Source organism: Ciceribacter sp. RN22 (genome assembly GCF_024054295.1).
Lineage (GTDB): Bacteria > Pseudomonadota > Alphaproteobacteria > Rhizobiales > Rhizobiaceae > Allorhizobium > Allorhizobium lividum.
This window is the reverse complement of the sequence record NZ_JAMXLD010000001.1, coordinates 2,131,084-2,154,311: the sequence shown is the minus strand read 5'-3', so window position 1 is coordinate 2,154,311 and position 23,228 is coordinate 2,131,084. Positions and strand designations below refer to the sequence as shown.

Below are 23,228 nucleotides of genomic sequence, written 5' to 3'. Positions count from 1 at the left end.
GGGGCGGACGCCATCCGGCCGCGGATGCATTGCCATTTCCGTATACACGAATGTTCTGCGGTCGGTCGTGACACAAGTCAATGTGCGAGCGCGTTCGGATCCGCCGGAACGTTGAGGCACTTCGCGCGTTTACCTGCAACTTTCTCGGGAAGAGCGAAAATGGGAAATGAAATCAGTATCTTCGCGCGGCACGCGTGCAATCCGGACCAGGCGAGACGAAATCATACTGACCAGACGGGCGGAGAACCGCTTCATAGGTATCGAGAATCTCGACGAGGAGGAGTTGAAGCGTCTCAATGCGCTTCTCGGCGACGCGGCCAAGCGCGATCGACACGCGCGGGAGGCGGCCCTTTCTGCCCATCGCGATGGTTCGGAGGCAGGGCGAGACGGGACGGAAGAGGCGCCGCCGCTCGAACCGGCGGCACCTCGCTGACGGGATAGCGGCTCAGCCGAAGACGCGCTTGAAGATCGTGTCGACGTTCTTGGTGTGATAGCCGAGGTCGAACTTTTCGCGGATGTCCTCTTCGGAAAGCGCCTTCCGGACATCGGCGTCGGCGAGCAGTTCTTCGAGGAAGTCCGCGCCCTTTTCCCAGACTTTCATGGCATTGCGCTGGACGAGCCGGTAGCTGTCCTCGCGCGACACGCCGGCCTGGGTGAGCGCCAGGAGCACGCGCTGGCTCATCACAAGGCCCTTGAACTTGTTCATGTTCTTCAACATGTTCTCGGGATAGATCACGAGCTTCTCGATGACGCCGGCGAGGCGGTTGAGGGCGAAATCGAGGGTGATCGTCGTATCCGGGCCGATGGCGCGCTCGACGCTCGAATGGCTGATGTCACGCTCGTGCCAGAGCGCCACGTTTTCCAGCGCCGGCGTCACCGACATGCGCACGAGACGGGCGAGACCGGTCAGGTTTTCCGTCAGCACCGGGTTGCGCTTGTGCGGCATGGCCGACGAGCCCTTCTGGCCCGGTGAGAAGAACTCTTCCGCTTCGAGCACTTCCGTGCGCTGCATGTGGCGGATCTCGATCGCCACGTTTTCGATCGAGGAGGCGATGACGCCGAGGGTGGCAAAGAACATCGCATGGCGGTCGCGCGGGATGACCTGGGTCGAAATCGGCTCCGGCTTCAGGCCGAGTTTTTCGCAGACATGTTCCTCGACGCGCGGATCGATGTTGGCAAAGGTGCCGACGGCGCCGGAGATGGCACCGGTCGCGACTTCGGCGCGTGCCGCCTCGAGGCGCGCGCGGTTGCGGCTCATCTCGGCATAGAAACGCGCAAAGGTCAGCCCCATCGTCGTCGGTTCGGCATGGATGCCGTGGCTGCGGCCGATGCGGATCGTATCCTTATGCTCGAAAGCGCGCGTCTTCAGCGCGGCGAGAACGCGGTCCATGTCAGCCAGCAGGATGTCGGCGGCGCGCACGAGCTGGATGTTGAAGGTCGTGTCGAGCACGTCCGACGAGGTCATGCCCTGGTGGACGAAGCGGCTGTCCGGGCCGACGAATTCGGCAAGATGGGTGAGGAAAGCGATGACGTCATGCTTGGTGACGGCCTCGATCTCATCGATACGGGCGACGTCGAACTCTGCCGTGCCACCCTTCCCCCAGATGGTCTTCGCCGCTTCCTTCGGGATCACGCCGATCTCGGCGAGCGCGTCGCAAGCGTGGGCCTCGATCTCGAACCAGATGCGGAACTTGGTTTCGGGCGACCAGACGGCGACCATTTCGGGCCGGGAGTAGCGGGGGATCATAGGCCTATCTTTCCTGGAAAGCTGCGGGATGGCGTCGCTTTAGCAAAGACTGCCGGCAATCTCAACGGTTGTGGCGTGCCAGCAGGAGGCTTGCCGCGACGAGGAACAGGAGTCCGAACGGCAGGAAGAGGCGCAAGCCCAGGACGCAGAACTGGAAAACGGCCGAGGCGGAGGTGAACACGAACTGAAACGCCCAGATCCGCGTGCCGAACGGCGCATGCCACTGTGCGTAGAAGCTGCGGTACTGCATGGCGAAGAGAAAGGCCGTAAACGCGACCGTACCGACGGATAGAAACAGGAATCCGGCGGCAAAGCGCGTCTCCACCGGGCGGTCGAGGCTGAAGAAGCGGGTGACGGGCACGGCGGTCAGCCATCCGAGCATGCCGCCGCCCAAAAAGAGCAGGAGCAACTGGTCGCGGTGTGCGTAGGGTGTCCAGTGCAGTATCCACATCGCGAGCAGGCAGGAAAGCGCCATGACCGCGCCCCAGACCAGCGCGCCGAGAAGCCAAAGGCCGACAGACGGAATGCTGGCGGCGAGGCGGGTGCGCAGGTTGAGCGGCGAGGGGCGGGAGGCCTGGAGCATGTCAGGGATGCACCGGCACGGCAATCCAGCGTCCGTCGCGGCCTTCGAAGCCGAAGCTCAGCACAAGAACCAGCGCCATGTGGACGGGAGGTGCACCCGGCGGCGTATGGGTCACCACACCGGCGAGGCGATAACCGGTCGCGCAATTGCGGCTCGCGGGCAGGTGGTCGTCTTCATGGACCAGGTCGTCTGCGGCAGCGCCGTCGCGCTCGGTCAGTCGCAGCCGGAAGCCCCTGACCCCCTCGACGATGTCCTTGCAGGCCGGCGGCGAGGGAAGCGCGTATTCTTCCAGCATCAGGGCATAGGCTTTGCCGAAGGGTGGGTCACTGGGGAAGGGCAGATACCGAAGCCGATGCGGGTCGGAGTCGACTTCCGTCATCGGGTTGAAGGTGACGACCTGCCCGGGTTCATCGGCAAGACCATTGCTTTCGATGAGTGGGGACGCCTTCTTCGCCGCTTCGGCACGGGCGACCCCGAGGCCAGCCTGCTCGTCGTCGATCCGCACGCGGATCGGCGTTCCGGGGAGATAGGCGTCCTTTACCGTGTCGAGAAAGTAGATGTTCGAATAGGGAAAGCCCGAGCCGTCCTGGATGCCGTATTCCTCGAAGGCGTAGATTTTGCCATCGCCGGAAAAGCCGATCGACCGGAAGCCGGCGATGTCGCCGGCCGCGGCAGATGTCGCGGCGAGCGCGAAACCGGCCGTCAGTCCTGCAAGCGATCCCCACAATCCCTTCAACGACGTCCCTCTTCGGCAGCCTTCTTCAGACTGTCGACGGTTTTGCGGTAGTCGTCAACGCCTTCGCCCTTGTAGATTGCCGAGCCCGCGACCAGCACGTTGGCGCCGGCAGAGGTGACGAGCGGGGCGGTGGTCGCGGTAATCCCGCCGTCCACCTGGAGCATGATCGGGCGATCGCCGATCATCCGGTTCGCCTGGGCAATCTTCTCGACCATGGCAGGGATGAACTTCTGCCCGCCGAAGCCGGGATTGACGCTCATGATCAGGAGCAGGTCGATGTCGTCGAGGACGTGTTCGAGAACCGAGACCGGGGTCGCCGGGTTGAGCGATACGCCGGCCTTCTTGCCGAGCGCCCGGATGGTCTGCAGCGAGCGGTGCAGGTGCGGGCCGGCCTCGGCATGAACGGTGATGTAGTCGCAGCCGGCGTCCGCGAAGGCCTCAAGATAGGGGTCGGCGGGCGCGATCATCAGGTGGCAGTCGAAGACGGCCTTCGTGTAGGGACGGAGCGCCTTGACCACCGCCGGGCCGAAGGTGATGTTCGGCACGAAGTGGCCATCCATCACGTCGAGGTGGATCCAGTCTGCGCCCGCTTCCACGACGTCGGCGACTTCCTGGCCGAGCTTCGCGAAATTGGAGGCGAGGATCGAAGGGGCGATCAGCAGCGGGCGGGTCATGGGCTCTTTCCTTGTCGGCGGTGACTTTGGCGTGGCCTTAACATTGCGGGCCGGGCGCGGCAACCGTACCAAGGGCGAGGATGGCGAGCCACTTGACGTTGCCCGCTCGCCGGGCCATCCCTGCGATGGTTGACGGAGGAGAGCATGAAGCGGTTTGCGATCATCACCGGTGGTAGTTCAGGTATCGGCCGGCACCTGGTGTCGGCCTTTGTCGCGGAGGGCTATGACGTCGCCTTCAGCCATCTCGGGGCCGTCGAGGACGCCGAGGCGACGGTTGCCGCCGCCTCCGGCTGCGGGCGGGTCATGGCCGCGGCCTGCGACGTCGGCGATGCCGTGGCTGTGGAACGTTTCGTTGCCGAAGCCGAGAAATGGGCGGGGCAGGCACCTGACGTGCTGGTCAACAATGCCGGCATCCAGACCTGGTCGCCGCTGCTCGAATTGTCCGAGGAGCGGTGGGACGCCGTTATCCGCACCAATCTCAAGGGCACATTCCTGAACACGCAGATCGTCGCCCGGCACATGGTCAGCGCCGGCAAGGGCGGCTCGATCGTCAACATCGGCTCCGGCTGCAACAAACACGCCTTCCCACGGCTTGTCGACTACACGGCTTCGAAGGGCGGGGTCGAACAGTTCACCAAGGTCGCGGCGGTCGAACTCGGGCCGAGCGGTATCCGGGTCAACTGCGTCGCGCCGGGCGCTATCGAGACCGAGCGGACCAAGGCGGAGGCGCCGGACTACGCCGCGACATGGGGCGCGGTGACGCCGCTGCGCCGCGTCGGCACGCCTCAGGATGTCGCCGGACCGGTCCTGTTTCTTGCAAGCGAGGCAGCCGGCTTCGTGACCGGCCAGACGATATGGGTCGACGGCGGCGTGTTTTCGCAGCCGCAATGGCCGTATTGAGGAGTAGGTGGCGGCGCTACTGTCCGACGGCGCCGACGGGTACGAAGCGTCCGGCCCGCCACTCCATCAGCACGTAGGGATTGTCGGCCAGTTCGTGGCCGGAATCGAAGGTGACATTGCCGATTGCGGTCTCGAAACCGGTTCCGACCAGCGCTTCGGCGACGGGCATGCCCATCGCCGAGGAGAGGCCTGCGGCATCGGCTGCCAGCTCGACGCCCGCAAAGGCCGGCAGCACGTAGCCCTCCGGGACGATGCCCTTGCCGCGCAGGATGGCGACGGCCTCCTGTGCCGAAGGGAAGGCGTCGTATTCCGGCAGAGCGACGGCCAGTGTTCCCGCGGCGAGCGCGACCGGCTGGTCTGCCGCCCGCATGGCATCGCCGCCCATCAGGGTCAGCGTCGCCTTTTCTGTCGCCGCATCGCGGGCAATGATCGCCACGTCGTTGCGGTCACCGCCGACGAAGACGCGGGTCGCTCCCGCCTTCTTCAGCCGTCGTACCAGCGCCACCTGCTGTTCCTGCCCGGGGCGGTAGGTATCGGTGAAGACCGGCTTCATGCCGCGCTCCTCCATCCCCGCTCGGACCGCCTCCACGAGCTCCCGGCCGTGGATCGTGCCGTCCTCGATCAGCGCAACGGCATCTCCGGACCATTCCCGCAGGATGATCTCGATCACCTTTTCCGCCTCGTCGTCGGCTGTCGGTGCCATCCTGAAGAACGGCCATTCGTTCTTCAGGGCATCCTCCATCAGCACCTTCCAGCGGACCGAAAGGGTAATTGTGGGAATGCCGGCCTCCTTGAGGAGCGGCAGTGCCCCGTCGAGCGACTCACTGCAGAGAAAACCGATCGCTGCCGTGACCTTCGCGTCCCTGAGCTGACGGCCGATCGCTTCGCCGCTGCCGGGCTGGCAGGTTTCGGCGACGGGGTGAATCTCTATTCCGAGCCTCTCCGCCGCCGCTTCGGCGCCGTCCTGCATCTGTTTTCCGAGAAGTGCGAAGGGTCCCGACTGCGGGGCGACCACGCCGATGCTTGCCGCTGCTGCGGCCGTCGCCGACAGAACCGTCGCGGCAAGCAGGACCGGCAGCAGGCGCAGGGCGGGCTTCAAATTCTTGTTCTCCTTCACGAAACGGCGGCAGCTTATCCGAGACGCGGGGCCGCACAAACCGCAAATTGGCCGGCCGACGGCGGTTTTCGAAAAATCGTCGCCGTTGTGGAAAATGTAAACCTTGCAAGCCATATTGTGGGCAAACCAATGTGCGGCGAAACCTTCGCCCCGGAGACACGCGATTGTTGAACACGCAGCAAATGGATCCCGTCCTTTATCGGGAGGCGATGAGCCGGTACGCGGGCCACGTCCAGATCGTCACGACGGAATATGAGGGCGTGCGCCGCGGCGTCACGATCACGGCCGCCTGTTCGGTATCGGATCGTCCGCCGATGCTGCTCGTCTGTCTCAACAACAACAATCCGAACAATGCGGTGTTCTTCGAGGCCGGCTATTTTGCCCTCAACACGCTCGGCGCCCAGCATGAGGCGCTCGCCAACGCCTTCGCCGGCTTCGGCGTGAAGGAGGCCGACGCCCGCTTCGCGCTCGCGGAGTGGCAGGTGCTTTCGACGGGTGCGCCGGTGCTGACCGATGCCGTGGCGGCCTTCGACTGCCGGGTGACCGACCGCAAGGTGACGGCGACCCACACCGTGCTCTTCGGCGAGGTCGCGGCGGTTCATTTCGGGCCACGCGAACCGGCGCTCATCTATCTGGACCGCGGCTACCGCAGCTTGTAATCTCCTCCCGAAAGGGAGGAACAATGGCCAATTTACCGGTAGAGGGCATCCCGACGACGATCGACGAGATGCTTGCCCTTCTCTCGTCGCATGACTATCTCGCAAGCCGATCCTTGGCCACCGTTCTCTTCCTCGCGCTGAGGATGGAGCGTCCGCTCTTTCTCGAAGGGGAGGCGGGCATCGGCAAGACCGAGATCGCCAAGGTTCTTTCGGCGGCGCTTGACCGGCCGCTGATCCGCCTCCAGTGCTACGAGGGACTGGACGTCGCTTCGGCCGTTTACGAATGGAACTATCCGGCCCAGATGCTGGAAATCCGGCTCTCCGAGGCGGCGGGGATCTCCGATCGCGACCGGCTGGAGCACGACATCTTTTCCGAACGCTACCTGATCCGCCGGCCGGTGCTGCAGGCGCTGACCAGTGAAGGTGGCCGCGCGCCCGTGTTCCTGATCGATGAGCTCGACCGCACCGACGAGGCATTCGAAGCCTTCCTGCTAGAGGTGCTTTCCGACTTCCAGGTGACGATCCCGGAATTCGGCACGGTCAGGGCAGCGCATCCGCCGATCGTCATCGTCACCAGCAACCGCACGCGCGAGGTGCACGATGCGCTGAAGCGCCGTTGCCTCTATCACTGGGTCGACTATCCCGACGCGCGGCAGGAGCTGGAGATCATCCGCCGCAAGGTCCCGGGCTGCAACGAGGCCCTGTCGCGGCAGGTCGTCGCCTATGTGCAGAAGCTCCGAACCATCGATCTCTTCAAGAATCCGGGTGTCGCCGAGACGATCGACTGGGCGACGGCGCTGACCGAACTCGACCGCGTGGCGCTGGACCCGGAGACCATTTCCGACACGCTGGGCACGCTCTTGAAATACCAGGACGACATCGCCCGCATCCAGAGTGGGGAAGGACGGAAGATCCTCTCTGAGATCGAGGCCGAACTCAGGGCGGTGGGCTGAGATGGAGAGGGAGGTCGGCAGGAAGGATGGGCTCGTCGTTCCGCCGGTTCCGGTCGGCGACGGACGGCTTGCCGACAACATCGCCTTTTTTGCGCGGGTGCTGCGCAAGGCCGGCCTGAAACCCGGTCCCGGCTCGGTCGCCGATGCGATTGCCGCGATCGATGCGATCGGGATTGGTTCGCGGGAGGAATTCCACGCCGCGCTTTCGGCCGTCTTCGTCAAGCGTCATGAGGACCAGACAGTGTTCGATGAGGCCTTCCGTCTCTTCTGGCGCTCGCGCGACCTCGTCGGCAAGATGATCGCCATGATGTCGCCGGTAGCGCCCGACCGCAGTGAAAAAGACAAGGCCAAGGCCGGGGCGGCGCGGGTGAGCGACGCGCTCTTCGCCGAACGGCAGCGCGAAGGCCGCGAAGAAGAGGAACCGGAACTCGAAATCGATGCGCGCTTCACCGTCTCCGGAAGCGAAGTGTTGCGCGGCATGGATTTCGCGCAGATGTCGGCTGCGGAACTGGCGCTCGCGCGCAAGGAGATCGGCAGGCTCGTGCTGCCCTTCGACGAGGTGCCGGTGCGCCGTTATCGCGCGTCGCACCGGCCGCAGTCGGTCGATCCGCGGGCGACGATGCGGGCGTCGATGCGCACCGGCGGCGCGCTCATTCTTCCGCGCTTTCGCGAGCGCCGCACGATGCACCCGCCGCTGGTGATCCTCGCCGATATTTCCGGCTCGATGAGCCAGTACACCCGCGTCTTCCTGCATTTCCTGCACGCGATGACGGAGCGGCGCCGGCGCGTGCACACCTTTCTCTTCGGTACCCGGCTCACCAACGTGACGCGGCAGATGCGCAATCGCGATCCGGACGAGGCTCTGGAACAGTGCGCCGGCGCGGTCAGGGACTGGTCGGGCGGCACGCGCATCGGCGAGACGCTCCGGGAATTCAATCGCAAATGGTCGCGCCGCGTGCTCGGCCAGGGAGCGGTGGTGCTTCTGATCACCGATGGGCTCGAGCGGGAGGATGTCGACCTCCTCGTCCACGAGATCGACCGGCTGCACCGCTCCTGCCGTCGTCTGATCTGGCTCAACCCGCTCCTGCGTTTCGAGGGCTTCGAGGCGCGTGCCCGAGGCGTCAGGGCGATGCTGCCGCATGTCGACGAGCTGCGGCCGGTGCACAATCTCAATGCGCTCGGCGACCTCGTCGCCGCGCTCGGCGACGGCCGCAGCGGCGGCGGCGATCCGCGGCGTTTTCTGCCGGAGGGGCATCATGGCACACGACATTGACGAGATCGATCCGCTGACGATCGCCGAGACATGGCTCGACGAGGGCCGCAAGGTCGCGGTTGCGACCGTCGTGGAGACCTGGGGATCGGCGCCGCGACCCGTCGGCAGCCATCTGGTGATCGACGGCGAGGGTAATTTCCACGGTTCCGTCTCCGGCGGCTGCGTGGAAGGGGCGGTGATCACCGAGGCGCTCGACGTGCTTGAAAAGGGCGAACCGAGAATGCTCGAATTCGGCGTCGCCGACGAGACGGCCTGGCGGGTCGGGCTTTCATGCGGCGGCCGTATCCGTGTCTATGTCGAAAGGCTCGGCTGATGGATCCCCGGCTTCTGAAAGAGCTCAATGCGGCGCGGCAGGCGCGCAAGGCCGCCGTCCTGGTGACCAGCCTCGAGGATGGCCGCAGCCGTCTGGTTGTCGAGGGGGAGGCGATCGGGGGCGATCTCGGCGTGGAAGTCGCCGGGCGCCTGCGCTCCGGCAAGTCCGGCTCAGTCGAGATCGATGGACGTCCGCACTTCCTCAATGTTTACCTGCCGCCGCCGCGTATCGTGGTGATCGGCGCCGTCCACATCAGCCAGGCGCTCTATCCGATGGCGCGTATCGCAGGCTTCGACCTGACGATCATCGACCCGCGGACGGCCTTTGCCACCGCCGAGCGGTTCGCCGGTGCCAACCTCGTCGCGGACTGGCCGGAGGACGCGCTGAAGGCCCGCCCGCTCGACGGCTATACCGCACTGGCGGCGCTCACCCACGATCCGAAGATCGACGACTATCCAATTGCGATGGCATTGAAATCCGGATGCTTCTACGTGGGCGCGCTCGGCAGCCGGAAGACCCACGGCAAGCGCCTGGAACGGTTGAAGGCCGAAGGTTTCGGCGACGGCGAGATCGCCCGCATCTCAGCGCCGATCGGCCTCGACATCGGGGCGGTGACCCCCGGAGAGATCGCGGTCTCCATCCTCGCCGATATCATCCAGGCGTTCCGCCGGCGTGAACTCGCAAAGGAAGAGGCCCGCGGATGATCTTCGGCGAATTTCCGGTCGATGGCGCCGAAGGGCTGATCCTCGCCCATTCGGTCCGGCTGCCGGATGAGCGGCTCGGCAAGGGGCACAGGATCACCGATGCGGATGTGGCGCGGCTTAGGGCGGGCGGAATCGCGTCCGTCATCGCCTGCCGCATCGAAGCGGATGACCTCGATGAGGACACCGCGGCGGCGATACTGGCGGAGGCGATCGACCCCGACCATCTGCGCTTCTCGCCGGCCGCCACCGGCAGGGTGAACGTCTATGCGACCTGCAACGGCCTCTTCACCGCCGACCGCGACACCGTGGACCGCTTCAACCGCATCGATCCGGCGATCACCTTCGCCTGCCTTGCCGATCACAGCGACGTCCGCGACGGCGACTTGCTTGCGACCGTCAAGATCATCCCGCTCGCCGCGCCGCGTGCGAGCGTCGAGGCCGCGGCGGCCGTCTTCCGCGGCGCACCGCCAATTCGTCTCAAGCATTACCGGCCGCATGCCGTCTCGCTCGTCGCGACCGAGCTTCCGTCGTTGAAGCCGTCGGTGATGGACAAGACCGCCCGCGTTCTGGAGCTGCGCCTCGCCGCGTCCGGCAGCCGGCTCGTCGGCGAGCGGCGCGTGGCACATCGGGCGGTGGCTGTGGCCGCCGCGATCGAACAGGCGCTGGCGGAGCCGCAGAACGCGCCGCAGATGGTGGTGCTGTTCGGTGCTTCCGCCGTCGCCGATCCCGCCGACGTGCTGCCGGAAGCGATCCGGATGGCGGGCGGAACCGTCGAGCAGGTGGGTCTGCCCGTCGATCCCGGCAATCTGCTGGTGCTCGGCCACATCGGAGAGGTGCCTGTGATCGGAGCGCCGGGCTGCGCGCGCTCGCCGAAGGAGAATGGTTTCGATTGGGTCTTGAACCGGCTTCTCGCCGGTGAGAAACCGACGGTGCGCGACCTCACGGGCATGGGAGTGGGAGGCCTCCTGATGGAAATCCCGAGCCGGCCGATGCCACGCGAGATCGCCGAGGAACCGACGCGGCCGCGCGTCGCGGCCGTCGTACTTGCCGCGGGCAGCGCGAGCCGGATGGGCGAGGGTGGGCGCCATAAGCTGCTCGCGGAGTTTTCCGGAGAACCGCTCGTGCGGCGCTCGGCGCGCATATCGCTCGAGAGCGGCGCCGACGGCGTCGTGGTCGTGACCGGCTATCGGGCGGCCGAGATCGGCGGCGCCCTCCAAGGGCTCGCCGTCGACATCGTCGACAATCCCGATCATGCGAGCGGCATGGCGAGTTCGCTGAAGATCGGCTTTTCGAGCGCAGCAGCGCGGCGTGCCGACGGTGTGCTGGTGATGCTCGCCGACATGCCTGGCCTCGACACGCAGGATTTGCGGCGCCTGATCGCCGCCTTCCGCGAGGCCGGCGGACGCGCGATCGTGCGGGCGGTTGCAGGCGGCAAGCGCGGCAATCCGGTGATCCTGCCACGCTCCACTTTCGAGGCGGTCCAGGCGCTCGAAGGCGATGTCGGCGCTCGCTCGATCGTCGAAGGTTCGGGGGTTGCCGTCATCGACGTCGAGCTCGGCGAGGTGGCCTATCTCGACGTCGATACGCCCGAGGCGGTGCTGTCCGCCGGCGGGCTGCTGAAAGGGTGAGAGCATGGACAACGACGCGCTCGAAGAGGTCTTCCAGTCGCTCGGTCGCGTGACGATCCGGCGGATGTTCAGCGGCAAGGGTATCTATCACGACGGACTGATCCTGGCGCTCGTCGTCGACGGGGAGCTTCTCCTGAAAGCCGACGAGGTGAGCGCTTCACTCTTCGAGGAGGCGGGTGCGCGGCGCTGGGTCTACAGTGGCAAGGCGAGGAAATCGCCCGTCCGTATGCCCTACTGGTCGGTGCCGGACGCGGCCTACGACGATCCGGAAGAAATGGCGAAATGGGTGCGGCTTGCCTATAAGGCGGCGCTCAGGGCACCGCCGGCGCGTGGTCAGCGCAAGTAGGGAAGAAGGGCTGCCGTGAACGCCGAAAGCGGTTGCGGCAGGTCGTCGAGGGAGAACCAGCCGATTTCGGCGATCTTGTCCGGCTCGGTCAGTTGCGCCTCTCCCTGCACATCACTCGTCCGGTAGAGCAGGGAAATCCAGTGCTGGCGGTCGGCGTCGATAATCTGCTCCGTCGCACAGACGAATTCGATTGCGCCGACCGAGAGGCCGGTTTCCTCTTCGGCCTCGCGCTTTGCTGCCTGTTCGGCGGGCTCGAGGTGGTCGACCTTGCCGCCGACGATGTTCCAGAAACCGGCTTCCGGCGCCTTCAGACGGCGGGCGAGCAGGAGTTTGCCGTCGCGCAGGATTGCGAGCCCGACGCCGACGCCCGGGAAATTGACGCCGGGAAGACCCATCAGGCCTTGGCCTGGATCAGCATGAAGGCCGGGATGTCGTCGCCGAAGCCGACCGGGGTCGGGCCGTCGTCGCGATCGCGGTAATGGCTGCGGCGTTCGCGGCGATCGTCGTTCGCCGGGTTCGGCGTTCTGCCGCCGCGGGCCGGACGCTCTGCGTGGCTCGGCCGTTGATCCTTCTTCCGCTCTGCCTTCACGCTTTCCGTCCTTGCTGGCGTCTCTTCGATCTCGACGGCCACAGTCTGCTCGATCTTCTTTTCAGATTTGTGACCTGCGGTGTCGCGGCGTCCGCGACCCTTGTCCTTCGCGCCGCGGCGAACGCGCGATTCGTCGTGCTCCGCGGGCGGCGGCAGGGCGGTGAGGTCGCCGTTCTGCCATTCGATCTTGGTGCCGATCAGCTTTTCGATGGCGTCCAGGTGCTTGGTGTCGGACTTGGTGACGATCGTGAACGCCTTGCCGGAGCGTCCGGCGCGGCCGGTACGGCCGATGCGGTGGACATAGTCCTCGGCGTGGATCGGAACGTCGAAGTTGAAGACGTGGCTCACATCCGGGATGTCGAGACCGCGGGCGGCGACGTCCGAGGCGACGAGCAGGGTGATCTGGTTGTCCTTGAAGCCTGCGAGCATGTTGGTGCGCGAACGCTGGTCCATGTCGCCGTGCAGGGCTCCGACGGAGAAGCCGTGGCGTTCCAGCGAACGGAACAGGTCGGCGACATCCTTCTTGCGGTTGCAGAAGATGATCGCGTTCTTGAGGTCGTCCTGCTCGCGGATGAGGTTGCGCAGCACCTCCCGCTTCTCGTAGTCCTTGTTGTTGGAGGCGACGAGCCGCTGGGTGACCGTCTTCGCCGTCGACGACGGCGGGGCGACCTCGATCCGCTCCGGATTCTGCAGGAAGCGGTCGGCCAGCTTCTGGATTTCCGGCGGCATGGTCGCCGAGAAGAACAGCGTCTGGCGGGTGAAGGGAATCATCTTGGCGATGCGCTCGATGTCGGGGATGAAGCCCATGTCGAGCATGCGGTCGGCCTCGTCGATGACGAGGATCTCGACGCCGGTCATCAGGAGCTTGCCGCGCTCGCAATGGTCGAGAAGGCGGCCGGGCGTGCAGATCAGCACGTCGGCGCCGCGTTCCAGCTTGCGGTCCTGTTCGTCGAAGGAAACGCCGCCGATCAGCAGTGCGACGTTGAGCTTGTGATTCTTGCCGTACTTCTCGAAGTTCTCGGCGACCTGCGCGGCGAGTTCGCGCGTCGGTTCGAGGATCAGTGTGCGCGGCATGCGGGCGCGCGCGCGGCCCTTTTCGAGCAGCGTCAGCATCGGCAATACGAAGGAGGCGGTCTTGCCCGTTCCCGTCTGCGCAATTCCGCAGATGTCGCGGCGCTGCAGCGCGAAGGGAATGGCACCGGCCTGGATCGGGGTCGGGGTCGTGTAGCCGGCATCGGTGACGGCTGAAAGTACTTTTTGGCTCAGGCCAAGGTCAGAAAACGTGGTCAATGGGGGATCTGTTTCTGTTCCGGTTCTTGCGAACACAATTCGAACGCCTGCGAAGCGCCGGCGTCAACGTAAGCGCGGGATAGTGCCAAAATCCCCGAAAGTCAAGAAAACTGGACGATCTGTCGTAACAAAGGGTGAATGTAATCGTTCAACTGCCGCGATGCGACACCATTACTGCCGCACCGGCCGTGGCAAGCACGCTTCCGGCCGCACGATTGACCGCCTTTACTATGCGCGGCGTCGTCAACAGCCGACGCGCCCGGTGTGCAAGCCAGACATGCCCGCCGACCACCACGACCTCGACGGCGACGATTGCTGCGGCGAGTGAAAGATAGTCTGCCGGGCGGAAGTCCGCGTCGACGAAATTCGGCAGCAGGGCGAGATAGAAGAGCGGCATTTTCGGATTGCCGAGATTGAGCGCGACGGCCGTCAGGCAGACGGCCACGAGGTCGCGTCGGTGTTCGAGCGGCCGCGCCTGCGGCAGAACAGGCTCGCTGGTCCACAAGCGGATGCCCATGTAGACGAGATAGGCCGCCCCGACGTAGCGCACGGCCGTCATCAAGAGCCCCATCTCGCCCGCGATCATCGAAAGGCCGAAGGCCGCGAGCGCAAGATAGATCAGGATGCCGATCAAGGTGCCGATCCCGTAGGCGATGCCCGAGGCGGGGCCGGCGGAGACCGTTCGCGCCATGATTGTCATGTTATCGGGGCCGGGGCTTGCGGCAAAGACGAAGAAAGCGGCGGCAAAAGCCAGAAGGGTGGTCGTCTCCACGCGCATATCCCTCTCGTCTTGTTGTTCGGGCTATACTTTAGCGTGTGAAGGTTTCGCGTCAATCGATCAGCGTGGAAAGCTTCAGCCCGGCGTTGACGAAGTGCATCGGATCGATCGGCGCGCCGTTGCGGCGGACCTCGTAGTGGAGGTGGGGGCCGGTGGAGCGGCCGGTGCTTCCCGATTGTCCGATGACCTCTCCGGGCGCGATCTCGTCGCCGACCTTGACGAGAATGCGCGACATGTGTCCGTACCGGGTGGTGAAGCCCATGCCGTGGTCGATCTCGACCATGTTGCCGTAACCGCCGACGGGGCCGGCGGTGATCACCTTGCCGCGGCCGGAGGCGCGGATTTCACCCCCCACAGGGGAGCGGAAGTCGATCCCCGCATGGAGTGCCAGCCGGCCGAGGAAGGGATCGCGGCGATTGCCGAACCCGCTCGTGATGTCGCGGCCGGGCGCCGGATTGCCGAAGGGAAGGTCGGTCGCGGTCTCCCGGGCGGTCTCGAGGCGGGCGAGCGCAGTGTCGAGGCTGTTCAGCGAGGCTTCGAAAGACGTGGCGGGCTGGGGCGCAAGATAGGGGCCGCCGATCGCATCGGCTGCTGCAGCGGGCGTTTCGGTTTGCACCGCCACACCGTTACGCGCGAGGATGGTCTCGATCTTGTCGGCGGTTTCGACGGCGCCGTCGGTGAGGTCGCGAATGCGGTCGAACTGTTCCTGTTCGATATCCTTCAGCGAGATCGTCACCCTCGAAAAGATGCGGTCGGTGCGGTCGGCGACCGATTCGCCGGCCGGGGCGTAGCCGAGCGCTGCGACCTCCGTTCCCTGCGGTTCCGCGGCAGGTTTGCCGAGCAGGCTCTCGATTGCCTTGATCCCGCCGGTGAGGCTGGCCTGCTTTGCGCCGTCCGCCGGCCGTACCGCTGGCACGGGCGCCCCCGTGTCGAGGCCGGATTGTTCCGCCCGGTCAAGCAGGGCACCAAGCCGTCCGTGGCGGGAAGAAAGCGCCATCTGCTGTTCGAGCAGCTTTTCGACCTTTTCTTCGACCACCTGCTGGTCGAGGAGCTGCCGCGACGTCACGCGGTCGACCTGCGCGCGCAGCGCGGCGATGCGGTCTTCGTAGACATGCTGCATGCGCGCCTGCCGCGCCATGGAGGCGCCGATCAGATTGTCGCGCATGACGAGATAGGTGGTGGCGCCGAGATAGCCGATCGCCATGACGCCGCAGAAGCAGAAGGCGAGTGCCGCCATCCACGGACGAACCGTCATGTGGCGGATCTTGTCGCCGCTTGCGAGAATGATGACGTGCTGGGTCCGGCGCTTTCCGAAGACGTGATGGCCTGCTCTTGCGGTCACGGGCTTTCCTCAACTTGGCCGGGCGAACTCCGCGCGAGCCATTCCTTCTCGCGACGGGAGAGCTGGAGCTTTTTCGGCTCCCGCTGGCTCGTCGCAATTAGACATTGTTAAGGTTAACAAAGGTTTGAGTTCGGTGATCGCGGGAGGTGACCGACGGGCGTCAACCGCTGCTTGTCGAGGTGAGCGAGCGATAGAAGGAAGGCGTCAGCCCGGCTTCGGCGCGGGCGAGATCGTTGAAGGGCGCCTTGAGCGCACCGCGGAAGTTCACGCGCACCAGGTCCTGGAAGGTCCGTGCGGGGTCTTTCCGTTCCCGTGCGCAGAGGAAACGGAACCATTTGGCGCCGATCGCCACATGACCCTTCTCGTCCTCGTAGATGACCTTCAGCACTTCGGCGCTCTCGAAGTCACCGGTTTCGCGCATCTTTTCCTGGAGCGAGGGGGTGACGTCCAGCCCGCGGGCCTCGAGGATGAGCGGAACTACGGCGAGCCTCGCCGTCAGGTCGTTGCGGGTTGAATGCGCCGCCTGCCAGAGGCCGTCATGGGCCGGCATGTCGCCGTAGTCGGCACCGAGCGCGCGCAGACGCTCGCGCACCATGCCGAAATGCTTGGCCTCCTCGAAGGCGACCTGCATCCAGCCGTCGAAGAAGGAATGCGGGACCGGCTCGGTGGCGAATCGCGCGACGATGTCGAGGGCGAGATCGACAGCGTTGAGCTCGATATGGGCGAGGGCGTGCAGGAGGGCTATGCGGCCGGGGAGTGTGTGCAGCGAGCGCTTCTCGACCGCCTTGGGCGGCACGAGCTCCGGCCGTGAGGGACGGCCGGGGCGCTCGGGAACTTCCGGATCGAGCGGCGAGCGCAACGAGAGCCTGCGGGCATGCCAGCGGCGGGCGGTCGCCTGTGCGAGCGCCGTCTTGCGGTCGAGATCGCTCGCGCTGATCGCCAGCGTCGCCCCGGCGCGCAGCGACCGGATCTCGTCGTATTCGTCCATCTCAGATGTCCCCGAGCGCGGCGACGGCGTCGAGCACCTCTTGGGCGTGGCCTTTGACCTTCACCTTGTCCCAGATATTGACGATATGGCCGTCGGGGCCGATCAGGAACGTCGTGCGGACGACGCCCAGGTAGGTGCGGCCATACATGCTCTTTTCCCGCCAGACGCCGTAATCCGTCATCACTTTCGCGTCTTCGTCGGAGCCGAGAATGACTGTCAGCCCGTGCTTGGCGATGAACTTGTCGTGGCTCTTCACCGGGTCGGCGGACATGCCGATCACGACGGCGCCCTTCTTCTCGAACTCGGGAGCGAGCGCGGTGAAATCGATCGCCTCGGCGGTGCAGCCGGTCGTGTTGTCCTTCGGGTAGAAGTAGAGAACCACCGGGCGCCCGGCGAATTCCTTCAGTGACACGGTCCCTCCGCCGTCACGGGGAAGCTCGAAATCGGGCGCCAAGTCTCCGGGTGCCAATTCTGCCATGGGATAACCTTTCTTTTGCCCGTTTTGTGGATGAAATACGCGACCATCGATATATAGTCCGCATGGCGGCAGTCCAACATCGGATTGCGTCGGGAGCGGGCAAACGGAGACAATCGCCAGCACATGGGAGAAATCCGCGGCGAAAAGGTAAGGTTCAGCAAGAAAGACATCGTTCCCTTGCACGACCTGCCGTCTGCGCGCGCCGAGGATCCGCTGATCGTGCATTGTCCGCCACGATCCACATGGCTGGGCCGCGTCGCGCGCTTCACATTCGGTCTGTTCCTGCTCTCCGCCGTCCTGTGCGGCGGGTTTTTCGTCGTGATCGAAAGCGGGGCGCTCGACGCTACCTTCGCGAACGGTGCACAGAGAGTTCTGAACAATGCGCTCGCTCCGCAATATCGTGCGGAGATTTCGGGCACGGCGGTGCGCTTCTCCAGGGAGTGGAAGCTTGCCGTCGAGGCGCGGGACGTCTTCGTACACCGCGAGAGCGACGGGCTCGTTGCGGCGGAGACGGAGGCGGTCCGCCTCGTGGTCGATCCGATCGCACTGCTTTCCGGCCGCTTCTCCGTGAGCGAGATCGAGGCGGACGGCGTGTCGGTCGACGAATCGCTCTTTTCGTCGGGGCCGCCGCTCGACTTTACCAAGGTCAGGATCGATGCCGTCCCGACGCTGCTCGAGGCGGCGTTCACGCAGCTCGACCTGATGCAGGGATTCATTTCGAAGGGCGGCCTCGATCGCATGCGCCTCGACGGCCTCGAGATTGCGATGGGCAAGGCGCGCACGCGGCCCGTCCTGCTTTCGGTCCGCAACCTTGTAATGGAGCGCGGCGTTGACGCTTCGCTGACGATTGCCGGAACGCTGGCGATCAACGGCTACGACAGCCCGATCTCGGCAAAGGCGACGAACGCCGACGGGCTCACGCGCTCGTTCAGCGCGTGGATCGGCGACGTGCGCCTCACGCCGTTCCTGCTCCGGCGTGATTCGCGCGGCGATCCTCGTCAGGGATATGACGGCTTCGCGGAGGTGACCATCTCCGCCCGGCGTGGAAGCGCGACGGAGAAGCCGGCCGTTTCGATGATCGCGCAGACCCGTGGCGGCACGCTCTACCAGGACGGCAACCCGCAGGAAGTGACGCGCGGCACGCTCAATTTCGCCTATGATTTTTCGAAGGACACGATCGAAGTCGCCTCCTCAAGGGTCGATTTCGGGCCTATGATCATGCCGATCTCCGGCGGATTGATCGACCTCGACCGCCTGCCCGGAAACGAAGCGGCCGGTCCGGGCATCGGTATCGACCTGCTCGTCGACCAGGGCCTCGCCAGCGTGCCGGCCGCCGGGGAGCAGCCTTTTCCCTTCTCGTTCAAGATCTTCGGACGCTTCCTCTACGACAGCGCTGAACTGCAACTCGACACTTTGAGCGTCTCGACCCCGATGGGGCAGATGACCGGGTCGATGAGGGTGCGCTTCTTCGAGGGCGAGGGGCCGGAAGTCAGCTTCGGCGCACGGTTTGCGAACATGCAGACGACCGTCGTCAAGCAGCTCTGGCCGTACTGGATTGCCGACAAGCCGCGTCGATGGGTGCTTGCCAACATCTTCGGCGGAACGGTGACCGAAGGGTCGGTGCAGGTGTTCATTCCGAGGGGCCGCATGTCGGTGGAACCGCGGCCGCTCCACCTCGACGAGAACGAGCTCAGGATCAGTTTCGACGTCGTCAACGCTCGGATGAACGTCACCGGGGATATTCCGCCGCTGCGCGACACTGACGCCCATTTCGAGCTCGCCGGGCCGAAGGTGACGACGACCATCAAGACGGCGACCTCGTACTTCCCCTCAGGCCGCAGCGTGAAGGTCGAGAGCGGCGAACTGGTTCTCGGCGAGATCTACACCAAGCCGCTGATGGCGGACCTCAAGATCGCCGTCGCCGGCAGCGCGGACTCCGTTGCCGAACTGGTCTCGTTCCGGCCGATCAACGCCCTGAAGCGCGTCGGTTTTGAGGCCGCCGATTTCAAGGGGACGGTCAAGGGAACGGCCGAGGTGCGCCTCGGCCTGATATCCGAGCAGAACCCGCCTGAACCGGTGTGGAAGGCGCATCTCGATCTTGCCGACGTCAATCTCGCGAAGCCTTTTTCCGGGCGGAAGATCGACAATCTGAACGCGGCTCTCGACGTCGATCCGAAGGCGGCGCGGCTGAAGGGCAAGGCCGACATTGATGGCATTTCGATGGAACTCGCCGTTTCCGAGCCGGTCGGGGAGGACCCGCAGTTCCATCGTGAGCGCCAGGTCAAGGTGGTGCTCGATGGTGGCGATATCGGCCGTTTCGCTCCGGGCCTCGAGCGGATCATCGGCGGATCGGTGACCGTGCAATTGGACCGCCTCGACGAAAAGCGGCAGGCGGTGACCGCAGACCTTACGCGCGCAGTACTGACCGTTCCGTGGCTCGGCTGGACCAAGGGCGCGGGAATTGCCGCCAAGGCGAAGCTGGAGGTGACGGAGGGCGAAAAGCAGTCTGCAATCGACAAGTTCGTCCTCGACGGCGACGGGTTTGGGCTCCGCGGTTCGATGGTCGTCGACAAGAACGGGCTCGTTTCCGCCGATCTTGCGCGCGTCAGGCTGTCGCCGAGCGACGATTACTCGGTCGTGATCCGCCAGGCCAAGGGTGGCTTCCAGGTTGCGGTCAACGGTAAGTCGGCGGATGTCCGCTCGCTGCTCGACCGGATGAAATCGCCGGGGAAAGATGAAGACGGCGATGCCGGTTCGGACCCGAACGTCAGTGTCGACGCCCGACTCGACCGCATGGTCGGCTTTGGCGACGAGGCCCTGTCGAATGTGACGCTCGACTACGCCTCGCGTAGCGGCAAGCTCTCCGGGCTCGACTTTTCGGCCGTGACGGCAAACGGCCAGGCCATCGTCGGGCAGATGCGCAGGCCATCCGGACTCGGCGAGGTGTCGGTGACGAGCGGAGACGCCGGCGCCGTCGCCCGCTTCGCCAATCTCTACAGCCGCATGAACGGCGGACTGCTGAACCTGAAGATGAAGGAGAATGAGAACGGCATCTGGAACGGTTCCGTCGATCTTCGCAATTTCAGCCTCGACAACGAACAGCGCCTGCAGTCGATTGTCTCGACGCCTGCGGGCGCCGACGGGCGAAGCCTCAACAAGGCCGTCAAGCGGGATATCGACGTCAGTTCCGCACGCTTCCAGCGTGGCTTCGCCCGGTTGATCTACAGCAACGAGACACTGCGGATCGAAAACGGCGTCGTGCGCGGTGAGCAGGTCGGCGCGACCTTCCAGGGGCTCGTGCGCGACAGCCAGGGGCGGATCGACCTTACCGGCACCTTCATGCCGGCCTACGGGCTGAACCGCCTCTTCGCGGAGTTGCCGGTGATCGGGATCCTGCTCGGCAACGGCCGCGACCGCGGCCTTCTCGGCATCACCTTCAAGCTCACGGGCGCCACAGAGCAGCCGAAGCTGGTCGTCAATCCGCTGTCGATCATCGCGCCCGGCGTCTTCCGGCAGATCTTCGAATTCCGGTAAAAGAGAAAGCCGGCGCGTCAGGCGCCGGCTTGCGTGTTCGATCGGAATGATGCCGGATCAGGCCGGGCGCACCAGGATATGCTTCTTCTTGCCGAGCGAGAGCTTGATCACGCCGTCCGTCGTGACCTCGCCGGTGCCGACGGCCATGCGTTCGTCGGCGACCGCCTTGTCGTTGATGCGGACTGCGCCGCCCTGGACGTGGCGGCGCGCTTCGCCGTTGGAGGCGGCAAGACCCGCCCGGACCATCAGGTTGAGCAGGCCGACGCCGGCCTCGAGTTCGCCGGTCGGCACTTCGATCGACGGCAGGTTGTCGGCGATCGCGCCTTCCTCGAAGGTCTTGCGGGCGGTCTCGGCGGCCTCTTCGGCTGCGGCGCGGCCGTGCAGGATCGCGGTGATCTCGGTCGCGAGGATCTTCTTCACCTCGTTGATTTCCGAGCCGGCAAGGGTCGACAGGCGCCCGACCTCGCTCATCGGCAAGGTGGTGTAGAGCTTCAGGAAGCGCGGCACGTCCGCATCCTCGGTGTTGCGCCAGTACTGCCAGAAATCATAGGCCGACAGCATGTCCGCGTTGAGCCAGACGGCGCCCGTCGCCGACTTGCCCATCTTCGCACCGGAAGAGGTGGTGAGTAGCGGCGAGGTCAATGCATAGAGCTGCGGCGTGCCCATGCGGTGGCCGAGATCGATGCCGTTGATGATGTTGCCCCACTGGTCGGAGCCGCCCATCTGCAGCCGGCAGCCGTAGCGCTTGGCAAGTTCGACGAAGTCGTAGGCCTGCAGGATCATGTAATTGAATTCGAGGAAGGAGAGCGAGTGTTCGCGCTCGAGCCGCGTCTTGACGCTGTCGAAGGACAGCATGCGGTTGACCGAGAAGTAGCGTCCGACGTCGCGGAGGAACTCGAGATAGTTGATCGAACGCAGCCAGTCGGCGTTGTTGATCATCAGCGCGTCCTTCGGGCCGTCGCCGTAGTTCAGGTAATTCGAGAAGACCTTCTTGATCGAGGCGATGTTGCTCTCGATCGTTTCGATGGTCATGAGCTGCCGCGCCTCGTCCTTGAACGAGGGGTCGCCGACCATGCCGGTGCCGCCGCCCATCAGCGAGATCGCACGGTGGCCGGTCGCCTGGAACCAGTGCAGCATCATGATCTGGATCAGCGAGCCGGCATGCAGCGAGGGCGCCGTCGGGTCGAAGCCGATATAGGCGGTCACGGTTTCCTTCGTCAGCAGATCGTCGAGGCCGGATTCATCGGAAATCTGATGAATGAAGCCGCGCTCTTGCATCGTGTGGAGGAAATCGGACTTGAACTTCTTCATGACGACTGGGCTTTCTGGAAAACGGAATGCGGGAGTGGCGGCGCTTTAGCATTGTTTTTTGAAATGTGCACCTGTTTCGGTCATGAATGTTGGGGTGTGACCACGCGAGTCGGCAGGGCAGGCCATGGCAGAAATCTTCACCGCAATCGGACTGATGAGCGGCACGTCGATAGACGGGATCGATGTCGCGATGCTGGAAACCGACGGCGAGGGCGTGGTCGTACGACGGCAGAACCTTTCCGTCCCCTACGACCCAGCCTTTCGAGATCGTCTGAAGCACGGTCTCGAGGACGCCAAGGCAATCATGAAACGCGACGAACGGCCGGGAAGCCTTGCCGGTCTCGAGCGTGACCTGACGTTACGGCATGCCGATGCCGTCCGATCCTTCCTGAGTGAAAACAATATTTTGCCTGATGGTATTGATGTCGTCGGCTTCCACGGACAGACGGTCCTGCATCGCCCCGACGAGGCGCTGACGGTACAGATCGGCGATGGTGCGCTGCTGTCGCGGGAGATCGGCATTCCTGTCGTCTACGACATGCGGGCGAACGACATGGCGCATGGCGGGCAGGGCGCGCCGCTCGTTCCCGTCTATCACGCGGCACTCGCCCGCAATCTCGACAATCCGCGCTGGCCGGTCTGTTTCGTCAATATCGGCGGTATCTCCAATCTCACCTGTGTCGGCGCGGACGGTGCGATCGTCGCCTTCGACAGCGGACCCGGCAATACGCTGATCGATCAGTGGGTGCAGGCCCATGCCGGCATTCCCTTCGACCAAGGCGGGCGGATCGCGAGCGAAGGCCGGGTGCTGCCTGCGCTTGCAGACCGCTATCTCGCCAGTCCGTTCTTTACGGACGAGAAACGCCGGTCGCTCGACCGAAACGACTTCCTGCCGCCGGAGGGCGGCGATGCCGAGCTTTCCGATGGCGCGCGCACGCTCGCCTACGTCACCGCGGCGGCGATTTTTCGGTCGGCCGGTCATCTCGGGGAGATGCCGAAGACGTTCGTGATCTGCGGTGGTGGTCGCCACAACGACACCATCATGGGCGATCTCAGGAACGAAGCAGAACGGATCGGCGCGGTCTTGCTGACGGCCGAGCAGGCGGGTTTCGACGGTGACGCCATGGAGGCGGAGGCCTGGGCCTATCTGGCTGTTCGTTCCTTGAAGGGCTTGCCTTTGACCTTTCCGGGGACAACTGGTGTGGAAAAGCCGGTCACGGGCGGTATTGTTGCAGTCTTCGACGCGATCGGGCCTTGCTCTCAACATTAATCCTTTGTTTTATGG

Annotated in this window: 23 protein-coding genes; 11 read left to right on the top strand and 12 right to left on the bottom strand. The window is 64.9% G+C overall.

Annotated elements, in window-relative coordinates:
- Positions 1-166: 166 nt before the first annotated feature.
- Positions 167-433, top strand: a complete 267-nt coding sequence (locus NHF53_RS24085) for a low affinity iron permease family protein (RefSeq protein WP_308218650.1) — start codon at positions 167-169, stop codon at positions 431-433.
- 12 nt (positions 434-445) lie between these two features.
- On the opposite strand, the gene purB is transcribed toward NHF53_RS24085, so the two are convergent.
- The 4 genes from purB to rpe form a co-directional block, all read right to left on the bottom strand.
- Positions 446-1,747, bottom strand: coding sequence for an adenylosuccinate lyase (purB, locus tag NHF53_RS10565; protein ID WP_252834144.1), 1,302 nt, complete (start codon positions 1,745-1,747; stop codon positions 446-448).
- Positions 1,748-1,808: 61 nt separating this feature from the next.
- Positions 1,809-2,330, bottom strand: coding sequence for a hypothetical protein (locus tag NHF53_RS10560; RefSeq protein ID WP_252834143.1), 522 nt, complete (start codon positions 2,328-2,330; stop codon positions 1,809-1,811).
- 1 nt (position 2,331) lies between these two features.
- Positions 2,332-3,066, bottom strand: coding sequence for a DUF2259 domain-containing protein (locus NHF53_RS10555; protein WP_252834142.1), 735 nt, complete (start codon positions 3,064-3,066; stop codon positions 2,332-2,334).
- On the bottom strand, positions 3,063-3,740 hold the full coding sequence (gene rpe / locus NHF53_RS10550; protein ID WP_252834141.1) for a ribulose-phosphate 3-epimerase: 678 nt from the start codon (positions 3,738-3,740) through the stop codon (positions 3,063-3,065). The genes NHF53_RS10555 and rpe overlap by 4 nt, the downstream gene beginning before the upstream one ends.
- A 144-nt stretch (positions 3,741-3,884) precedes the next feature.
- Between rpe and NHF53_RS10545 the strand changes: the two genes are divergently transcribed.
- The gene (locus tag NHF53_RS10545; RefSeq protein ID WP_252834140.1) at positions 3,885-4,640 is read left to right on the top strand and encodes an SDR family NAD(P)-dependent oxidoreductase; all 756 of its coding nucleotides are present in this window, start codon (positions 3,885-3,887) and stop codon (positions 4,638-4,640) included.
- 16 nt (positions 4,641-4,656) lie between these two features.
- On the opposite strand, the gene NHF53_RS10540 is transcribed toward NHF53_RS10545, so the two are convergent.
- Positions 4,657-5,739, bottom strand: a complete 1,083-nt coding sequence (locus tag NHF53_RS10540; RefSeq protein WP_252834139.1) for a branched-chain amino acid ABC transporter substrate-binding protein — start codon at positions 5,737-5,739, stop codon at positions 4,657-4,659.
- A 182-nt stretch (positions 5,740-5,921) separates the two neighbouring features.
- Here NHF53_RS10540 and NHF53_RS10535 point away from each other — a divergent pair, with 182 nt between their 5' ends.
- The 7 genes from NHF53_RS10535 to NHF53_RS10505 are packed head-to-tail and all read left to right on the top strand — an operon-like array spanning position 5,922 to position 11,633.
- Positions 5,922-6,416 carry a flavin reductase gene (locus NHF53_RS10535; RefSeq protein ID WP_252834138.1) on the top strand — a complete coding sequence of 165 codons (495 nt, stop codon included), beginning with the start codon at positions 5,922-5,924 and terminating at the stop codon, positions 6,414-6,416.
- 23 nt (positions 6,417-6,439) lie between these two features.
- The gene (locus NHF53_RS10530) at positions 6,440-7,369 is read left to right on the top strand and encodes a MoxR family ATPase (RefSeq protein WP_252834137.1); all 930 of its coding nucleotides are present in this window, start codon (positions 6,440-6,442) and stop codon (positions 7,367-7,369) included.
- Position 7,370: 1 nt separating this feature from the next.
- On the top strand, positions 7,371-8,642 hold the full coding sequence (locus tag NHF53_RS10525) for a VWA domain-containing protein (RefSeq protein WP_252834136.1): 1,272 nt from the start codon (positions 7,371-7,373) through the stop codon (positions 8,640-8,642).
- Positions 8,626-8,955, top strand: a complete 330-nt coding sequence (locus NHF53_RS10520; RefSeq protein ID WP_114361626.1) for an XdhC family protein — start codon at positions 8,626-8,628, stop codon at positions 8,953-8,955. The genes NHF53_RS10525 and NHF53_RS10520 overlap by 17 nt, the downstream gene beginning before the upstream one ends.
- On the top strand, positions 8,955-9,659 hold the full coding sequence (locus tag NHF53_RS10515) for an XdhC family protein (RefSeq protein ID WP_252834135.1): 705 nt from the start codon (positions 8,955-8,957) through the stop codon (positions 9,657-9,659). The genes NHF53_RS10520 and NHF53_RS10515 overlap by 1 nt, the downstream gene beginning before the upstream one ends.
- Positions 9,656-11,287: an NTP transferase domain-containing protein gene (locus tag NHF53_RS10510; protein ID WP_252834134.1), complete on the top strand. Its 1,632-nt coding sequence runs from the start codon at positions 9,656-9,658 to the stop codon at positions 11,285-11,287. The genes NHF53_RS10515 and NHF53_RS10510 overlap by 4 nt, the downstream gene beginning before the upstream one ends.
- A gap of 4 nt (positions 11,288-11,291) precedes the next feature.
- Entirely contained in the window at positions 11,292-11,633 is a 342-nt protein-coding gene (locus NHF53_RS10505) for a TfoX/Sxy family protein (protein ID WP_252834133.1), read from the top strand.
- On the opposite strand, the gene NHF53_RS10500 is transcribed toward NHF53_RS10505, so the two are convergent.
- From NHF53_RS10500 to NHF53_RS10475, 6 genes are all read right to left on the bottom strand, one after another.
- Positions 11,621-12,028 carry an NUDIX domain-containing protein gene (locus tag NHF53_RS10500; RefSeq protein WP_112684983.1) on the bottom strand — a complete coding sequence of 136 codons (408 nt, stop codon included), beginning with the start codon at positions 12,026-12,028 and terminating at the stop codon, positions 11,621-11,623. The two genes, NHF53_RS10505 and NHF53_RS10500, sit on opposite strands and share 13 nt — an antisense overlap.
- On the bottom strand, positions 12,028-13,512 hold the full coding sequence (locus NHF53_RS10495; RefSeq protein WP_114361630.1) for a DEAD/DEAH box helicase: 1,485 nt from the start codon (positions 13,510-13,512) through the stop codon (positions 12,028-12,030). Before NHF53_RS10495 ends, NHF53_RS10500 begins: the two co-directional genes overlap by 1 nt.
- Before the next feature lie 148 nt (positions 13,513-13,660).
- Positions 13,661-14,284 carry a LysE family transporter gene (locus NHF53_RS10490; protein WP_252834132.1) on the bottom strand — a complete coding sequence of 208 codons (624 nt, stop codon included), beginning with the start codon at positions 14,282-14,284 and terminating at the stop codon, positions 13,661-13,663.
- A gap of 58 nt (positions 14,285-14,342) precedes the next feature.
- The gene (locus NHF53_RS10485) at positions 14,343-15,632 is read right to left on the bottom strand and encodes a peptidoglycan DD-metalloendopeptidase family protein (RefSeq protein WP_252834131.1); all 1,290 of its coding nucleotides are present in this window, start codon (positions 15,630-15,632) and stop codon (positions 14,343-14,345) included.
- A 160-nt stretch (positions 15,633-15,792) separates the two neighbouring features.
- On the bottom strand, positions 15,793-16,620 hold the full coding sequence (locus NHF53_RS10480; RefSeq protein WP_252834130.1) for a ferritin-like domain-containing protein: 828 nt from the start codon (positions 16,618-16,620) through the stop codon (positions 15,793-15,795).
- A gap of 1 nt (position 16,621) precedes the next feature.
- Positions 16,622-17,098 (bottom strand): peroxiredoxin, encoded by a 477-nt coding sequence (locus NHF53_RS10475; protein ID WP_252834129.1) that lies wholly within the window; start codon positions 17,096-17,098, stop codon positions 16,622-16,624.
- A 123-nt stretch (positions 17,099-17,221) separates the two neighbouring features.
- Here NHF53_RS10475 and NHF53_RS10470 point away from each other — a divergent pair, with 123 nt between their 5' ends.
- Entirely contained in the window at positions 17,222-20,632 is a 3,411-nt protein-coding gene (locus NHF53_RS10470; protein WP_252834128.1) for an AsmA-like C-terminal region-containing protein, read from the top strand.
- Between the two features lie 57 nt (positions 20,633-20,689).
- Here the strand turns inward: NHF53_RS10470 and tyrS are convergent, their stop codons facing one another.
- Positions 20,690-21,943 carry a tyrosine--tRNA ligase gene (tyrS, locus tag NHF53_RS10465; protein WP_252834127.1) on the bottom strand — a complete coding sequence of 418 codons (1,254 nt, stop codon included), beginning with the start codon at positions 21,941-21,943 and terminating at the stop codon, positions 20,690-20,692.
- A 124-nt stretch (positions 21,944-22,067) separates the two neighbouring features.
- Here tyrS and NHF53_RS10460 point away from each other — a divergent pair, with 124 nt between their 5' ends.
- Positions 22,068-23,213, top strand: coding sequence for an anhydro-N-acetylmuramic acid kinase (locus NHF53_RS10460; RefSeq protein ID WP_252834126.1), 1,146 nt, complete (start codon positions 22,068-22,070; stop codon positions 23,211-23,213).
- Positions 23,214-23,228 lie beyond the last annotated feature (15 nt).

Coding starts and splice junctions, on each gene's coding strand:
- NHF53_RS10500 (WP_112684983.1), bottom strand. CDS start 12,028: ATGGGTCTTCCCGGCGTCAATTTCCCGGGCGTCGGCGTCGGGCTCGCA.
- NHF53_RS10560 (WP_252834143.1), bottom strand. CDS start 2,330: ATGCTCCAGGCCTCCCGCCCCTCGCCGCTCAACCTGCGCACCCGCCTC.
- NHF53_RS10480 (WP_252834130.1), bottom strand. CDS start 16,620: ATGGACGAATACGACGAGATCCGGTCGCTGCGCGCCGGGGCGACGCTG.
- NHF53_RS10525 (WP_252834136.1), top strand. CDS start 7,371: ATGGAGAGGGAGGTCGGCAGGAAGGATGGGCTCGTCGTTCCGCCGGTT.
- NHF53_RS10545 (WP_252834140.1), top strand. CDS start 3,885: ATGAAGCGGTTTGCGATCATCACCGGTGGTAGTTCAGGTATCGGCCGG.
- NHF53_RS10520 (WP_114361626.1), top strand. CDS start 8,626: ATGGCACACGACATTGACGAGATCGATCCGCTGACGATCGCCGAGACA.
- rpe (WP_252834141.1), bottom strand. CDS start 3,740: ATGACCCGCCCGCTGCTGATCGCCCCTTCGATCCTCGCCTCCAATTTC.
- NHF53_RS10505 (WP_252834133.1), top strand. CDS start 11,292: ATGGACAACGACGCGCTCGAAGAGGTCTTCCAGTCGCTCGGTCGCGTG.
- purB (WP_252834144.1), bottom strand. CDS start 1,747: ATGATCCCCCGCTACTCCCGGCCCGAAATGGTCGCCGTCTGGTCGCCC.
- NHF53_RS10475 (WP_252834129.1), bottom strand. CDS start 17,098: ATGGCAGAATTGGCACCCGGAGACTTGGCGCCCGATTTCGAGCTTCCC.
- NHF53_RS10530 (WP_252834137.1), top strand. CDS start 6,440: ATGGCCAATTTACCGGTAGAGGGCATCCCGACGACGATCGACGAGATG.
- NHF53_RS10460 (WP_252834126.1), top strand. CDS start 22,068: ATGGCAGAAATCTTCACCGCAATCGGACTGATGAGCGGCACGTCGATA.
- tyrS (WP_252834127.1), bottom strand. CDS start 21,943: ATGAAGAAGTTCAAGTCCGATTTCCTCCACACGATGCAAGAGCGCGGC.
- NHF53_RS10470 (WP_252834128.1), top strand. CDS start 17,222: ATGGGAGAAATCCGCGGCGAAAAGGTAAGGTTCAGCAAGAAAGACATC.
- NHF53_RS24085 (WP_308218650.1), top strand. CDS start 167: ATGAAATCAGTATCTTCGCGCGGCACGCGTGCAATCCGGACCAGGCGA.
- NHF53_RS10510 (WP_252834134.1), top strand. CDS start 9,656: ATGATCTTCGGCGAATTTCCGGTCGATGGCGCCGAAGGGCTGATCCTC.
- NHF53_RS10515 (WP_252834135.1), top strand. CDS start 8,955: ATGGATCCCCGGCTTCTGAAAGAGCTCAATGCGGCGCGGCAGGCGCGC.